Source organism: Croceibacterium salegens (assembly GCF_009827435.1).
GTDB lineage: Bacteria > Pseudomonadota > Alphaproteobacteria > Sphingomonadales > Sphingomonadaceae > Croceibacterium_B > Croceibacterium_B salegens.
On the sequence record NZ_WTYM01000049.1, the window covers coordinates 1 to 15,297 of the forward strand.

The 15,297-nt window shown below is 62.5% G+C and carries 12 protein-coding genes; 9 read left to right on the forward strand and 3 right to left on the reverse strand.

Annotated elements, in window-relative coordinates; genetic code table 11:
- Positions 1–256 precede the first annotated feature (256 nt).
- Complete coding sequence (locus tag GRI89_RS12480; RefSeq protein WP_235913334.1) at positions 257–799, reverse strand: helix-turn-helix domain-containing protein; 543 nt, start codon at positions 797–799, stop codon at positions 257–259.
- A 219-nt stretch (positions 800–1,018) separates the two neighbouring features.
- On the opposite strand from GRI89_RS12480, the gene GRI89_RS12485 reads away from it, so the two are divergent.
- The 9 genes from GRI89_RS12485 (at position 1,019) to GRI89_RS12525 (ending at position 13,042) form a co-directional block, all read left to right on the forward strand.
- Complete coding sequence (locus tag GRI89_RS12485) at positions 1,019–2,992, forward strand: serine hydrolase domain-containing protein (RefSeq protein ID WP_159796066.1); 1,974 nt, start codon at positions 1,019–1,021, stop codon at positions 2,990–2,992.
- On the forward strand, positions 2,992–4,011 hold the full coding sequence (locus GRI89_RS12490) for a dipeptide epimerase (protein WP_159796069.1): 1,020 nt from the start codon (positions 2,992–2,994) through the stop codon (positions 4,009–4,011). The genes GRI89_RS12485 and GRI89_RS12490 overlap by 1 nt, the downstream gene beginning before the upstream one ends.
- Positions 4,012–4,123: 112 nt before the next feature.
- On the forward strand, positions 4,124–6,370 hold the full coding sequence (locus GRI89_RS12495) for a TonB-dependent receptor (protein ID WP_159796072.1): 2,247 nt from the start codon (positions 4,124–4,126) through the stop codon (positions 6,368–6,370).
- A gap of 31 nt (positions 6,371–6,401) precedes the next feature.
- Positions 6,402–7,442 carry a DUF1611 domain-containing protein gene (locus tag GRI89_RS12500; protein WP_159796075.1) on the forward strand — a complete coding sequence of 347 codons (1,041 nt, stop codon included), beginning with the start codon at positions 6,402–6,404 and terminating at the stop codon, positions 7,440–7,442.
- Positions 7,430–8,569 (forward strand): YkvI family membrane protein, encoded by a 1,140-nt coding sequence (locus GRI89_RS12505; RefSeq protein ID WP_159796078.1) that lies wholly within the window; start codon positions 7,430–7,432, stop codon positions 8,567–8,569. Before GRI89_RS12500 ends, GRI89_RS12505 begins: the two co-directional genes overlap by 13 nt.
- A complete protein-coding gene (locus GRI89_RS12510; protein WP_159796081.1) occupies positions 8,562–10,145 on the forward strand; it encodes a serine hydrolase in 1,584 nt (527 codons plus the stop codon). Before GRI89_RS12505 ends, GRI89_RS12510 begins: the two co-directional genes overlap by 8 nt.
- Positions 10,142–11,338 carry a dipeptidase gene (locus tag GRI89_RS12515; RefSeq protein ID WP_159796084.1) on the forward strand — a complete coding sequence of 399 codons (1,197 nt, stop codon included), beginning with the start codon at positions 10,142–10,144 and terminating at the stop codon, positions 11,336–11,338. Before GRI89_RS12510 ends, GRI89_RS12515 begins: the two co-directional genes overlap by 4 nt.
- Before the next feature lie 16 nt (positions 11,339–11,354).
- Positions 11,355–11,822 carry an Lrp/AsnC family transcriptional regulator gene (locus GRI89_RS12520; protein ID WP_159796087.1) on the forward strand — a complete coding sequence of 156 codons (468 nt, stop codon included), beginning with the start codon at positions 11,355–11,357 and terminating at the stop codon, positions 11,820–11,822.
- Positions 11,823–11,971: 149 nt separating this feature from the next.
- Entirely contained in the window at positions 11,972–13,042 is a 1,071-nt protein-coding gene (locus GRI89_RS12525) for a Glu/Leu/Phe/Val family dehydrogenase (RefSeq protein WP_159796090.1), read from the forward strand.
- Between the two features lie 510 nt (positions 13,043–13,552).
- Here GRI89_RS12525 and GRI89_RS12530 read toward each other — a convergent pair.
- Positions 13,553–14,149, reverse strand: coding sequence for a PEPxxWA-CTERM sorting domain-containing protein (locus tag GRI89_RS12530; RefSeq protein ID WP_159796093.1), 597 nt, complete (start codon positions 14,147–14,149; stop codon positions 13,553–13,555).
- 662 nt (positions 14,150–14,811) lie between these two features.
- On the reverse strand, positions 14,812–15,297 hold a 486-nt coding region (locus tag GRI89_RS12535; protein WP_159795149.1), incomplete at its 5' end, for an FxDxF family PEP-CTERM protein.

Below are 15,297 nucleotides of genomic sequence, written 5' to 3' on the forward strand. Positions count from 1 at the left end.
AATAGCGCATCGCAAGCACTCGACACACTCTTCGCAGGTTGCTCCCTTTCGGCCACGAGGGATCTTGGCTGGAATGGCAGCTAATAACCCTTGGGACCCATTCGTGACCTCGCTGTCGCGTGAGGCCGCTTTCACGAACCGGCACACCGCTAACGACCCATTTGCAAACGTTTCGAAACCACTGGTCGAACGAATGCTTGTAGCTTGCTGTAGGACGGGCTCATTGCACATTGTTCTAACTCTTCGTTGTGGAGGCTCAGCCGTGCAGGTGCATCAGCGAATCCATCAACCCGTCGTCGGCGCTTGAGCAAACGCCAAGGACGACCGCCTCCTCGCATCCCGTTGCGGTGAGGTAGGCATGGCCCATCGAAGAATCGAGATAGATACCTTCGCCTTCCTCGATGGTGACCGGGTCGTAGAACTCGGTGTGGACCTCGATGCTGCCCTTTATGACGTAGATGAACTCTTCGCCATGGTGGCGCACGAGTTCTCCGAATTCCGCGGCGGTGTGCTTCCGGATCCGCGTGATGATCGGGATCATCCGCTTCTGCCGCAGGTCAGTGCACAGGTAGAAGTAGTCGTAATTGTCGGTCGTGACCCGGGCCGCGTCCTCGAGCTTGGCGAGACTGCGGCGCCCGGTGACGCGCCTCGGTTCGTCGCCGTCGCCATCGGCGAAGAGGTCGGACATCCGAAGGTTCAGCCGCTGGCTGACCTGCTGCAGCTTGTCGTAGCTGAGCGTCAGGCGATTGTGTTCGACCTTTGACAGGGTCGAGACTGGTATGCCGGATTTTTCGCTCATCTCCTTGAGGGTCCAACCGTTTTTCGACCGGATACGGCGCATCACTTCCCCAAGCGTTGGCGGTTTCGTCTCCACCCTCATCGAAATCACCACTCCAAGTTTGACATTTTTCCAATCAGGATCATTATGTCTTAAAGAGGACAAACTGAGCTTGCACCGTAGGCGGTCCCGTGACGGGCCGCAAGTCGAGGCGGTTCGGAAAAACAGGGACCTGGTAAAATGTCGCTATTGAGGAAGCTCGTTGTATTGCTCGCGGTCATCGGCCTGATTCCGCTGGCCGCGCAAGACGTCGCAAAGGCGCCTGTTTCCGGTGAGCAAGCGAGCGAAGCCAGCGTACCGCAGCCCAAGGGATCGCACGAACTCACCGCCGCAGACCTCGAAACGTGGCTCGACGGATACATGCCCTACGCCCTGGAGCGCGGGAAGATCGCCGGAGCGGTCGTCATCGCTGTGAAGGACGGCAAGCCCCTGGTCGAAAAGGGGTACGGATTCGCCGATGTCGCCGCCCGGCGCCCCGTCGATCCCGCCACCACCCTGTTCCGTCCTGGCTCGATTTCCAAGCTGCTTACCTGGACCGCTGTCATGCAGCAGGTCGAGGCCGGCAAGCTGGACCTCGACGCGGACGTCAACCAGTACCTCGACTTCACGATCCCGCCGTTCGATGGCAAGCCGATCACCCTGCGCAACATCATGACGCACACGGCCGGCTTCGAGGAATCGGTGCGGTACCTGATCTCGAGCGATCCGAAGGCGGTCCTGCCTTTGAAGGATTACAGCCGCCGCGCACTGCCGCAGCGGGTGTTCGAGCCGGGCACAACGCCTGCGTATTCGAACTACGCCACGGCGCTCGCCGGCTACCTCGTCGAGCGGGTCTCGGGCGAGGACTTCGACAGCTACATCGAAGGTCATATCTTTACCCCGCTGGGCATGGCTCATTCGACCTTCCGGCAACCCCTGCCCAAGAGCCTCGCGCCCTTCATGTCGAACGGATATTCGAACGACGAAGCTCCGCCCATGCCGTTCGAGATCGTGATCCCCGGTCCGGCGGGCAGCCTGTCCGCCAGCGGATCCGACATGGGCAAGTTCATGCTGGCGCATCTCGCCAACGGCGAAGGGCTGCTCGATCCGGCGACCGCCAAGCAGATGCACGAATACCATGCGCCCGGAATCGATCCGCTGAACTCCATGGCGCTCGGCTTCTTCGAGCAATACATCAACGGACACCGCGGGATCGGCCATGGCGGCGACACCGAGGGCTTCCACAGCTATCTCTGGATATTTCCGGACGACGGTTTCGGTCTCTACATCGCGATGAACAGCATGGGGCGCGACGGCGCGGCCTATGGCATTCGCAACGCGCTGATGCAGAAGGTGGCCGACCGCTATTTCCCCGATCCGCGCACCTACACTGCGATCGACGAGGCAACCGCGCGGGAACACGCGCAGATGATTGCCGGGACCTACACGTCCAGCCGGGGTTCTTTCACCAACTTCCTGAGCGTTTTCGGCCTGCTCGGCGGGACGGAAGTCTCGGTCGATGCGGACGGCAAGATTCACGTGCCGGCGCTCGATGTCCTTACGCCGGGGACGCGCGACTGGGTGGAGATCGAACCGTTCGTCTGGCGCGATGCCAACTCGGGTGAGCGGCTTGCGGCGCGGATCGAGAACGGCAAGGTGACCCGCATCAGCATCGATGCGATCGCGCCGTTTACCGTCCTCATGCCCGCTCCGCTCGGCGGCAATCCCACCCTGCTCCTGCCGGCGCTGCTTGCGGCGCTGGGCCTCGCACTGCTCGCAGCGCTTGCCTGGCCTGTCCGCGCCCTGGTGCGGCGCCACTTCAAGGCGGAGTTCGGCTTGACCGGGCGCTCGCTTACGGCCTTCCGCGTGACGCGCGTGTTTGCCTGGGCGGCTGTCGTCTCGGCCGCCGGCTGGTTCGCGCTGGTGCAGGCGTTTTCGGCAGACTCCGGCGCGCTGGGCGGTTCGCTCGACTGGCTGCTCAACCTCCTGCGCGTCCTGACGCCGCTGGCCTCGTTGGGGCTGCTGGCGAGCGCCGGGTACCATCTCTTCCTGTGCTTCCGCGACAAGCGGCGCTGGACGATGAAGCTCGGCGCGGCGCTGCTTGTGCTGGCCGGCCTGGTGCTGACCTACATCACCTTCCGCTACCACCTCTACGGGTTCGGAATGGTCTTCTGATGGCGATACCACTCCAGCTCACGCTTCGCGTCGAGCACTTCGCCTTCAAGCTGCCATTCCGGATTACCGGCCACGTCTTCGACAAGAGTTCGGTCGTCGTGGCCGAGCTCTCGGATGGCCAGCACGTCGGGCGCGGGGAAGGCGCCGGGGCCTATTACCTGGGTGACGATGTCGCCAACATGCTTGCCCAGGGTGAAGCTGCGCGCGGGGCCATCGAAAGCGGGATTTCCCGCGAGGAGCTGCAGTCGGTCATGCCCCCGGGCGGGGCGCGAAACGCGATCGACTGCGCCCTTTGGGACCTTGAGGCCAAGCAGACCGGGATCCCGGCATGGAAAACAGCCGGGCTGGAAGAACCGATCCCGCTACTTTCCGCGTTGACGATAGGTGCGGACACGCCCGACAGGATGGCGCGAAGTGCGCGGGCCATCGATCCCGGCACTCCGCTCAAGCTCAAGCTCACCGGCGAACTGGACATCGACACGGCGCGGCTCGAGGCAGTGCGCGTGGCAAGGCCGGATGCCTGGATCGGGGTCGACGCCAACCAGGGTTACGACAGGGCAACCCTGCCAGGGCTGCTGCCTGTCCTCTCGGCGGCGAGCATCGCCCTGCTGGAGCAGCCCCTTGCCCGGGGGCATGAGGCCGACCTCGAAGGCCTCAAGAGGCCGATGCCCTTCGCGGCTGACGAAAGCGCCCTGACCCTGGCCGACACGGGTGGGCTCGTTGGCCTGTTCGACGTCGTCAACATCAAGCTCGACAAGTGCGGCGGCCTTACCGAAGGTCTTGCCATCGCTCGCCGCGCCCGCTCGCTTGGGCTGGGTGTCATGGTCGGCAACATGATCGGCACCAGCCTGTCGATGGCGCCGTCCTTCCTCGTCGGCCAGTTGTGCGACGTGGTCGACCTCGATGGCCCGACCTTCCTCGCCGCGGATCGCCCATGCGGCGTGACCTACACGGCGGGCTGGATTTCCTGTCCGACCGAAATTTGGGGCTATCCTGAAAAGGCATCCCATTCAGGTTGACAATTTTCCGATTAGGACATTTATTGCCAATGGTGCGGCCCGGACGACGGGCCTGGATCATCGGGTGGACGGCTGGTCGGGTCTTGCCGTCGGTTCCAGGGGGACAAAACGAATGAAGAATAACGTCACTCTCGCCAGCGGCAGCATCATCGCCATGATAGCGGCGCTCTTACCGGGCACGGGCTTCGCACAGGATGTCCCGCAGGACGAACAGCGGGGAACGCGCTCGGGCGAGGAGATCGTCGTAACGGCGGAAAAGCGCGAACAGACGCTGCTCGAAGTGCCGCAGGCGGTTTCGGTGGTTGGCGGCGAACAGCTCGAAGAGCAGCACGCAGACAACTTCTCCGACTACGTAAAACTCGTCCCCGGCCTGCAGATGCAACAGGCCCGCCCCGGCGAGACCCGGTTGGTCATTCGCGGCGTCAACACCGGCAGCGTCACCTCGACGGTAGGCATCTACATGGACGAAACGCCTTTCGGGTCCAGCAGCGGCCTGGTCAACGGGTCGATCCTGGCAGGCGATTTCGACACCTTCGACCTCGCCCGGATCGAGGTGCTTCGCGGACCGCAAGGCACGTTCTACGGCGCAAATTCGCTCAGCGGCGTGCTCAAGTTCGTCACCAACGAACCATCGACCGCAGGCCTCGAAGTTCGCGCCCGTGGCGGCGTGGAAACCACGCGTCACGGCGAAACAGGCTATCTCGGCAATCTCGTCGTCAACGTTCCGCTGTCGGATGCAGCGGCCATTCGCGCCTCGGGCTTCTATCACAAGTACGGCGGCTTCATCGATTCCATTGGTACGGGCGGATCGGATGTCGAGAAGGACATCAACGACACCGAGGTCTATGGTGGCCGCGCCTCGCTTCTGCTCATGCCTTCCGACACGTTTGACGTGCGGCTGACGGCGGTCATGCAGAACGTCAACGCCCACGCTCCTTCTTCGGTGGAGGCCGATCCGGACACGCTCGACATCCTCTACGGCAATTTGACCCAGTCGCAGTTCGTCCCCGAGTTCAGCAAGATGCGCTACCGCGTCTACAACGCCACCGGCACGCTCGACCTGGGCTTCGGCGAGCTGACCTCCTCGACAAGCTATTCGACCCAGAAGCAGCAGCTGCGCAACGACTACACGCCCTCGCTCGGCTTCTACATCGAGTTCCTGACGGGCATTCCCAACGACTTTGTCTCGCCCCAGCGGACCAATCTCGAGAAGTTCACACAGGAAGTGCGGCTGGCGGGAGAGTCGTCGTCGGTCGATTGGCTCGTGGGTGCCTACTACAGCAACGAAGACGGCCTCATCGAACAGAACTTCGACATCCTGGAGCCCGGCACACTGACGCCGATCCCGCTTCTCGGCCTGATCGGCTTTGCCAGTATCGATAGCGGGTACAAGGAACTTGCCGGTTTCGCGAACGTCACCGTCCACCTGGGCGACCGTTTCGAAGTCGGCCTGGGCGGACGCTACAGCCACAACAAGCAGACCGTTCACCAGGTGCAGGACGGCTTGCTGGTCGGCGGCGCTGCAGACCTGGGGATCACCAAGTCCGACGAGAACGTCTTCACCTGGTCGATCGCGCCCCGCTTCGAACTGAGCGACAATGCCTCGCTCTACGTCCGTGTCGCCAATGGCTTCCGGCCGGGCGGCCCGAACATCCTGCCCCCCGGTGCGCCGGACGCGTTCAGGTCCTACGACTCCGATTCCGTCGTGAGCTACGAAGCCGGCATCAAGGCGCAGAGCGGCGATGGCATGTTCTCGGCCGACCTGGCGGTGTTCCACATCGATTGGGACGACATCCAGTTGCTGGTTTCCGACGCGGCGACCGGCTTCAACTTCAATGGCAACGGTGGCAAAGCCAAGAGCGAAGGCGTCGAAGCAAGTGCGACCTTCCTTCCCGTCACCGGCCTGAGGCTGGCCGCGAATGCCGCCTACACCAACGCGAAGCTGACGCAGGACACGCAAATCGGCGGTCTCGACGGCGATCCGCTGCCCTACTCGCCGAAGTTCAGCACGGCGCTTGTCGCCGATTACACCTTCTCGCTTTCAGGCGACACCGAAGCGCACATCGGCGGTTCGTTCAGCCACCTTTCGAAGCGGACCACGGAATATGACGAGGCCTATCGGATCGCGACCGGTAGCCAGCGCCAGCTCCCCGGTTACGAAGTCGTCGACCTCACCGCCGGGGTCGACTTCGGCCAGGTGAACCTCGACGTCTACGTCAAGAACCTTGCCGGCAGCACCGGCCGCACGTCGATCGGGCCGCTCACGACATTCGGCCTGCCGACCAATCCCAACGGGGCGATCACGACCGGGATCGTCCGTCCGCGTACCGTTGGTGTGACGCTGGGGGTCGAGCTTTGATGTCGAACCGCTTCCAGTCCTGTCTTGCGAAATGAACGTCGTATCTATGCCTCGCCTATCGAGCACGGCGCTGCCGGCGCCCTACCTGCTGTTCCTTGGGGACGTGACCGAGCCCAGCTTCGCCAAGACCGCCTTTGGACTGGCGGAGTGGGCGCCGGAGATGTGCATCGGCGAGTGTTCGCTGGGCGATACGGGGGTCAGCGTCGGTTTGCCGCAGATGACTCCTGCCGAGGCGGCGCAGGCGGGCGCCCGATCGCTGCTGATCGGGGTCGCCAATCCGGGGGGCGTCATTCCGGAAAGCTGGCGCCATACGCTGATCGAGGCGGTGAAAGCCGGGCTGGATATCGTCAGCGGCCTGCATGTCCGGCTGGCCAGCGTTCCCGGCCTCGCCGAGGCGGCGACGGCGCATGGCCGGCAGCTGGTCGATATCCGTGTCCCGCCGGCTAACATCCCGGTCGGAACCGGTCGCAAGCGTAGCGGTCAGCGCCTGCTGACTGTCGGAACCGACTGTGCGCTCGGCAAGAAGTACACTGCGCTGGCGCTGCACCGCGCATTCGTGGAACGGGGAATTGATGCCAGTTTCCGGGCAACCGGGCAGACGGGCATCATGATCGCGGGCGACGGCATCCCGATGGACGCCGTGGTCTCCGACTTTGAGGCGGGAGCTGCCGAGTTACTCAGTCCCGATGCGGCTCCCGCCCATTGGGACGTGATCGAAGGTCAGGGCTCGCTGTTCAATCCTTCCTATGCCGCCGTATCGCTCGGCCTGCTGCATGGCAGCCAGCCGGATGTGTTCGTGGTGTGCCACGACCCGACCCGGCACATGATCATCGGGGTGGACGGCTTCGCGCTTCCGCCGATAGAGGAAGTTATCGACCTGACGATCCGGCTCGGCCGGCTCACAAACCCGTCGATCCGCTGTGCCGGCGTGAGCCTGAACACTTCGCGCTTGGAAGAAGGCGAGGCGAACGAACTGATCGCATCGGAATCCAGGCGCCTCGGCCTGCCGGTGGCCGATCCCATTCGGGGCGGGGCAGAATTCGAGAGGCTGGTTGATAATTGTCTCGCGTAACCGTCGCCCGGTCTGAAAAGGCCACCTTCTTCCAGAAGTTCCTGCTTCCGGCCTTCGCGCTCAAGGGAGTGATCATCGGGGGCGGCTACGCGACGGGGCGGGAACTGGTGGAGTACTTCCTCAGCCAGGGACCGATCGGGGCCTTGTGGGCGATGCTTCTCGCGGCCGCGATATGGGCGCTGGTCGCCGCCCTGACCTTTGCCTTCGCCCACCATGCGCGGACCTACGACTACCGCAGTTTCGTCGAACGCCTGCTTGGCCCGGGGGCCACCGTCTTCGAGGTGTGCTTCATCCTCTTTTCGATCCTCCTTCTGGCTGTGTTCGGCGCGGCTGCCGGTGAAGTGGTGGCAAGCCTGTTTCCCGTTCCAACAATAGTCGGGACGCTCGTGCTGGCCCTGCTTATCGCCGTGATCGCAGGGTTGGGCGAAAGGGCGGTCGAGATGATGTTCCGCTACGTTTCGACCTTTCTCTATGCGGTCTATGCCATCTTCCTGGTGCTTGCCCTCACCTCGTTTGGTGAGCAGATCGAGACTTCGTTCGCACGCGGCGGAATGGAAGCGGGATGGGCGCTGTCCGGCCTGACCTACGGCAGCTACAACATCGTCGCCGCCGTGATGATCCTGCCCATACTGAGGCACATCGGTTCGCGCCGCGACGCCTTGATCGCCGGGGCCATTGCCGGACCGATGGCGATGCTGCCGGCGCTGGCGTTCCTCGTGGCGATGGTCGGCTTCTATCCGGCGATCCTCAGCGAGACGCTTCCGTCCGATTACCTCCTGCAGCGAATGGGCAGTCCGGCATTCCGTTTTGCGTTCCAGTTGATGGTGTTCGGGGCGCTCCTCGAGAGCGGCGTGGGCGTAATCCATGCCGTCAACGAACGCGCAGTCGCCTGGCGCGAACGGCACGCGAAGGGTGTCCCGACATGGTTCCGGCCGACCCTGACGATCGCGATCCTTTCGGTCTGCATGTTCGTCGCGGGTTCGATCGGGCTCGTCGATCTCATCGCCTCGGGCTACCGCCTTATGGCCTATGTCTTCCTCGCGACGTTCGTCCTGCCGCTGTTGACCATCGGCACTTACCGACTGCTGGGCAGCGCTTCTTCCAGACAGGAACATGTTCATGCATAGGGCCTTCTCCGCCTCCATAGCCGCCCTGCTTTGCGTGTCGGGCGCGCCGGCCCTCGCCGATCCGCCCGACGGCTTCGTGCAGCGGGTGGAGGAACTTCGGGAGGAGTCCGGAGCGCCGGCAATCGCCATCGCCATCGTCGAACACGGCAAGACCACACTCGCCAAGGGTTGGGGCGTTCGCAAGCTCGGCGAATCCGCGCCGGTGGACGAGCACACCATCTTCCCGACCGGTTCGACCGGCAAGGCCTTTACCACGGCCGCGCTCGCGACCCTAGTCGATCAGGGCAAGCTCGGCTGGGACGATAAGGTGATTGACCACATGCCGTGGTTCCGGATGTACGACCCCTGGGTCACCAACGAGCTGACTGTGCGCGATCTGCTGGTCCACCGCAGCGGTCTGGGCCTTGGCGCGGGCGACCTGTTGTACGTCCCGCGCACCTCGTTGACCCGGCGCGAGACGGTCGAGCGGCTGCGCTACATCAAGCCGGCGACGAGCTTCCGCTACTCCTACGCCTACGACAACATCCTCTACATCGCGGCGGGCCAGCTGATCGAGGAGGTGACCGGCAAGACCTGGGAGCAGTACGTCAAGGAAGAGGTGCTCGAACGCGGCGGAATGACCGATTCCACTTCCGATTATGACTCACGCTACGCGACCGACAACCGGGCCTTCCCTCATGCCCGTGTCAGCGGCGCCGTCCGCGGCGACGGACCCAACTCGGTGCTCGACGAGCACGACGAACTCGGCCGCAACGCCATGCCCGCCGGCGGCCTGGCGATGAGCGCAAGCGATCTCGCAAAATGGCTCCAGATCCAGCTCGGCCACGGCGCCTTGCCGGGCGGCGGGCAGCTCTTCAGCGAGGAACAGGCGCGGGAGATGTGGCAGCCGGTCACGATCCAGCCGATCACGCAATGGCCGGGAGACCTCGCGACGGTCACGCCGAGCCACAGCGCCTACGCACTGGGCTGGGACGTGGAGGATTACCGAGGCCACAAGCTGATCTGGCATAACGGTGCGGTGTTCGGTGCCATCGCCGTTGTCGCGATGCTGCCCGACGAGGATGTGGGCTTTGCCATCGTCATCAATTCCGAGGAATCGGCCCTGCGCCGGGGCCTGATGTACGAACTGCTCGACCATTACCTCGGCCTGCCGTTCAACGACTGGACGCCCAAGTGGGATGCCCTGATCAAGCAAATGCAGGCCGGCGGCAAGGAGGCCATGGCACAGATGACGTCGGGCAAGACGGCCAAGGCCAGGCCCAGCCTGCCGCTGGCCTCCTATGCCGGAACCTACCGCGATCCCTGGTACGGAGACGTGGTGGTCAGCCAGCGCGAAGGCGGCCTGTGGATCGACTTCGCCAGCACCCCGCGAATGGAAGGACGGCTGGTTCCCTACCAGTACGACACGTTCCGTACCGAGTTGACCGACAAGGCGCTCGAACCCGCGCTCGTGACCTTCCAGCTTGACGCCGATGGCAAGGTCGAACGCATAAAGATGGTCGCGGCCTCCCCACTCGCGGATTTCAGCTACGACTATCAGGATCTCGACCTCAGGCCCGTGAAGGACGCCCAATGACCCGCTACCGTGCAGCGATTGCTGCCAGCCTTTTCGCCCTCGCCGGGTGTTCGGCAACCTCCACGCCTCCGGCCGAGGACGCCGCCTCGCTTCACCGCGACCTGCTGGTTCTCGACACTCACCTCGACACGCCGATCAACTTCGGCCGGCCGGGATGGGACTTCGCCGCGGCGCACACCCACGAGAACGACATCGCGCAGGTCGACCTCGGACGGATGGCGGCGGGCAACCTCGACGGCGGCTTCTTCGTCGTCTTCACCGCCCAGGGGCCGCTCACGGCCAAGGGTTATGCCGATGCACTGGCATTCGCCCGCCAGCGGTCGGACACGATCGACAAGGAAATCGCCGCGCATCCCGCGATGATCCTCCCAGCCTTGGGCGCGGACGATGCCGAAAAGCTCAATGCCGAACACAAGCTCATCGCCTTCAAGAGCATGGAAAACAGCTATCCACTCGGCGAGGACCTGACGCTCCTCAAGGAATTCTACGATCGCGGTGTACGGATGGCGGGTCCGGTTCATTCGACGACGAACCAGTTCGCGGATTCAGCCGAGGATGCTGGCAAGTGGAACGGCCTCAGTCCGCTGGGCCGTCAGTGGGTCGCGGAGATGAACCGGCTGGGGATCGTCATCGACGGCAGCCATTCATCGGATGCGGCGTTCGACCAACTGCTCGAGTTCTCGAAGACCCCGATCATCCTCTCGCACACCTCGCCCCGCGCAGCGTTCGACCATCCGCGCAATCTCGACGATGCGCGGATTCGCAAGTTAGCCGCGAAGGGCGGCGCCATCTGCGTGTCGACGATCTATCTCAGCCCGATCAATCTCGCCGGCAAACGCGGCGAACTGTTCGAGAAGTACGAAAACATCACGAAGCTTTCGCCCGCCGAGCAGGCCGAACTCGCCCGCGCGACGCGCGAGCTCGACAAGACCGACCCGATCTGGGCGACCTCGTTCGAACATTACATGGCCGCAGTGCTCCACACGATCGAAGTGGCGGGCGTAGATCACGTCTGCTTCGGGGCCGACTGGGACGGTGGCGGCGGGATCGCCGGCATGGAAGACATCACCGCGCTTCCGAAAGTCACGGAGCGGCTGCTCGAAGCGGGCTATTCGCGCGAGGACATCGGCAAGATGACCGGCGGCAACGTACTGCGCATCATGCGCGCTGCAGCCGCTGCCAAACAGCACTGACCGGCCGGGAGACCCCATGACGGAGGGGCTCGACAGATACGAGAAGCGCATCCTTGCCTTGCTGCAGGAAGACGCCTCGCTTTCGACCTCGGCCATAGCCGACAAAGTCGGGCTGTCTCCATCGCCTTGCTGGCGGCGGATCGACCGGTTGGAGCGCGAGGGCTTCATCAAGCGGCGCGTCGCCCTGGTCGATCGGCACAAGGTCGGGCTCAACGCGCAGATCTTCGCGCAGATCAAGCTGAACGCTCACGGACGGGCCAACCTCGATCAGTTCGCTGAGGCCATCCGCAGCCTTCCCGAAGTGCTCGAATGCTATGTTCTCATGGGATCGGTCGACTTCCTGATCCGCGTCGTGGCGCCGGACATCGAAGCCTACGAACGGTTCTTCTTCGACCGGCTGTCGCAGCTGCCGGGCGTGCAGGAAGTGAACTCGACCGTGGCCCTGTCCGAGATCAAGGCGACCACGGCCCTTCCCATCCCCTGATTGGCGCGGATCGCTCCGAGAACGATTTCACCCGAAATCGAGGGATCAGCGAAACGACTTCGCCTCACGTCCGAGCTTGGCAGCGGAAATAGGTGACACATTTCTCGCCCGGTAGGGGAAAACCACGCTCCATTCGAGGAGCAGTACCAATGTGTTATCCGGCCCGCAGTCAGGCATCTCCACCCGAGAGCGTCCACGTCATTCGCGACGCGGAAAGCGGGCTCGAAGGCGTAATCGTCCTGCATTCGACCAAATTGGGCCCAGCCGCAGGAGGCTGCCGTCTCTGGCGCTACGGCGACGAGTCCGCGGCAACTCGCGATGCCCTGCGCCTTGCTCAGGGCATGGCCTACAAGAACGCCCTGGCGGGCCTGCCACTGGGAGGCGGAAAGGCGGTTCTCAGGCTGCCTGAGGGAAGCTTCGATCGCGCAAAGCTCTTCACGGCCTTCGGACGAAAGGTGGCGGCCTTGAAGGGCGCCTACGTCACCGCCGAGGATGTCGGCACCACCGTCGCGGACATGCAGGTCGTCAACGAAGCGACCCATCACGTCGCCGGCCTTCCGCAGAAGCCGGGGCTGCCGGGCGGCGATCCGTCGCCATGGACCGCGCTTGGCGTCTTTCTGTCGATGCGTGAGGCCGCGAGGCGCAAGTTCGGCTCGGACCTTTCGGGCCTGACCGTTGCGGTCCAGGGGCTGGGCAACGTCGGCGCGCGGCTCTGCCACCTGCTCCATGAAGCTGGGGCCAGGCTGGTTGTCGCCGAGCCTCGGTCCGACGTGGCCGCCGCCGTCGCTTGCCGCTACGGAGCGGAGATCGCATCGGTCGCCGGCATTGCCCAGGCACGATGCGAGATATTCGCTCCTTGTGCCCTTGGCGGAGTGCTGAACGCCGACAGCGTGGCGAATTTGCAGGCGAGGATCGTGTGCGGAGGGGCCAACAACGTGCTCGCCACCGAAGAAGACGGTGATCGACTGGCGGACCGAAGCGTACTCTATGCGCCCGACTACGTCGTCAATGCCGGCGGCATCATCAACGTCGCGGCAGAGTACCTCGGCTGGACGACCACCGAAGTCGAGTTGCGTGTCCGGCAAACGGACCTGCGACTCGCCGCGGTCTTCGACCATTGCGAAAGCACAGGGCTTCCGCCCCATCGCGCCGCCGACTTGCTCGCTCTCAAACGGATCGCCGCGGGCGCTGCGTCTTCGGCCCTGAGCAATGCGGCATGACGAACTCTGTCAGGGCACATCACTGCCTAGCAAAGTTAAGGTGAGCGAGGCGGTTAGATTCCGAGGAAGCGCAATGGTTGCTCAGTGGGAATACCACCGGTGTGCTGCGCCCCTACAAGTCAGTGGTAACCGATCTGGGCTCCGTAGCGAAGCAAAGGGTTGGACGCTGGGCCAACAGCAGGGTGGAGTATTCACACCTGTCATCTTGAAGACAAGAACGAACAATGCTGCGGTGCAGGTGAATGAAGTCGCTACAAAAGTTCACCTCGGTCCACGCCTACGGCCACGATCAATTCAACACAGAACGCCACCTTGCCTACCGAGTATCCTACTATACTCGCCGCTCGGCTGACTTGGCCAAGTGACAGTCGCTTAGGTCCTGAGACCTGCCGGAGGAGGGAATAGTCTAGCCACTCGGAGACAAGTTGCGATTATACTGAAAGCTCCTTGTGGCACAATATTGCCAGCTCTTCGTCAGCGACGCTTTTCTGTGTCGATGTAACAACCGGGTCAAGCATAGGAAACGTTGCTGATCTGCTTGCGCCTCATCCGCATCAGGCCGCCAACCGCGCCAAAGCCGACCAGGAGAAGGGCCCACGTGGAAGGCTCGGGCACCGCTCCAGGACCAGTGGTATATAGGACTGCGTTTGAAAAGCCTTGGGTATGGTCAAGGGAGACATAGCTTGCGCCAGTCTTTCCTAGGTCGAAAAGCCAGAACACGCTGACATTGCCTGCAGGGCCGTAAACGTTACCGAAATGTGCTCCGATAATCGTTGGCCCGAAAAGCATTTTGCCGAAGTTTAGCTGATTTACGTTCGAGAGTGAGGTGATCTTGAACGCGGGATCCAGTGCGCTCCAGTTGCCATCGAAAGTGAACCCCCCTGGGAGCGTCGCAATAGCTGCCTGTTGATTGGCGATGTCAGTTGGACTGCCGTTCAACAAGTTTCCCGAATAGTAGCCTGCACAGGCAATTGCATCGGGCGTGGTCAAGGAAGGGTCACAAGGAGAAACCACGGTGAGGGCCGCGTTTGCCGGAGCGGAAACTCCAAAGGTGGCGCATGCCCCCAGCAGAGCCGCACCAAAGAGCTTTGCCTTCAACGTTTTCATGTCACCATACTCCCCTATATTCGCACCGCGGTGGGAACCAATCCGAATCGAAGTTCCAAACTATTACTATTCTCGAACTCTCCGCGCAGATACCTCACGAAAGTTAGTAAGATCACGCCGATCCCACATTGGGACAGAACGACCAAACGACGTCTATTCTCGCAATCGGGCTAGTTCGTGGAATCAATCGCCCGCTTCGACTAAACAACTTCTTCAAAATTCAACGATTTGAAAAGTTGGCCATGTCTTCCTCAAATTCATCGTGCAGCCTCTGCCATACCGTGCTGATGCTCCGGGGGAAATTGGCGCAATCCCGGAGTAGACAACCTCAATTTGGGTAATTGGCGGCAGGTCCCTAGCCTTAAGGCCAGTAGCGGGGGGTAGTAGGGCCGGACAGATCACGGTTGGCAGTTTGGATAGGTCATCAAATGATGCAAGTGTGAATGGCCACGTTCAGCACAGCTCCAGTGTCTGCAAAGTGAACAAGAATCTTTGGGCGGTCACTATGCCAGCCATCAAATCTCTTTGCCGCTAGTTCAGGAGGCGCTCGGAGAAATGAATGACCAATCAGCTTACTGCCAAATTTGTGAATCGAGCGCATCGGGAGCGAACTGCGTCCAAGCTGCTAGCGACCCTGGTCACGCGTTCAGCGGGCAGCGAGCTTAGGTATATGAAAGCCGGATACGTCTGCCAGCTTTCGCGTCCTTGCGACGCCGCATGGCGAAACCAAGGACCGCGAAACCCACGATCATCATTGTCCATGTGGCTGGCTCGGGGACTGGCAACTCAGGTTCGCGAACAACCTTCCCGAACGACAAAGTGCCCGCAAAACTCCCGCGTCCGCCCGTATAGCCGGCAACATTCAGGATATTAATCGCCTGCATCATCACGGGTGGAATGGTGCCGAATTCGGAAATGCCACCATCAGGACTGAAAAAGGCAAATGGAATTCCATTCAAGGTTGCTGAAGTAAAATTGATGTTGTTTGAAGCCGCCGTCGCGGGGCCAGTGGTAAGGGCTGCACCAACGAGTTGCCATCCGGGATTGGCCGCGAACGTGCCGCTAGCCGTAAAAATGCCAGCGCATCCTGTGGGGCCCAAATCACAGCTAACCTGATTCAAAGGGCCGATGCCCGACTGGAAAGTGCC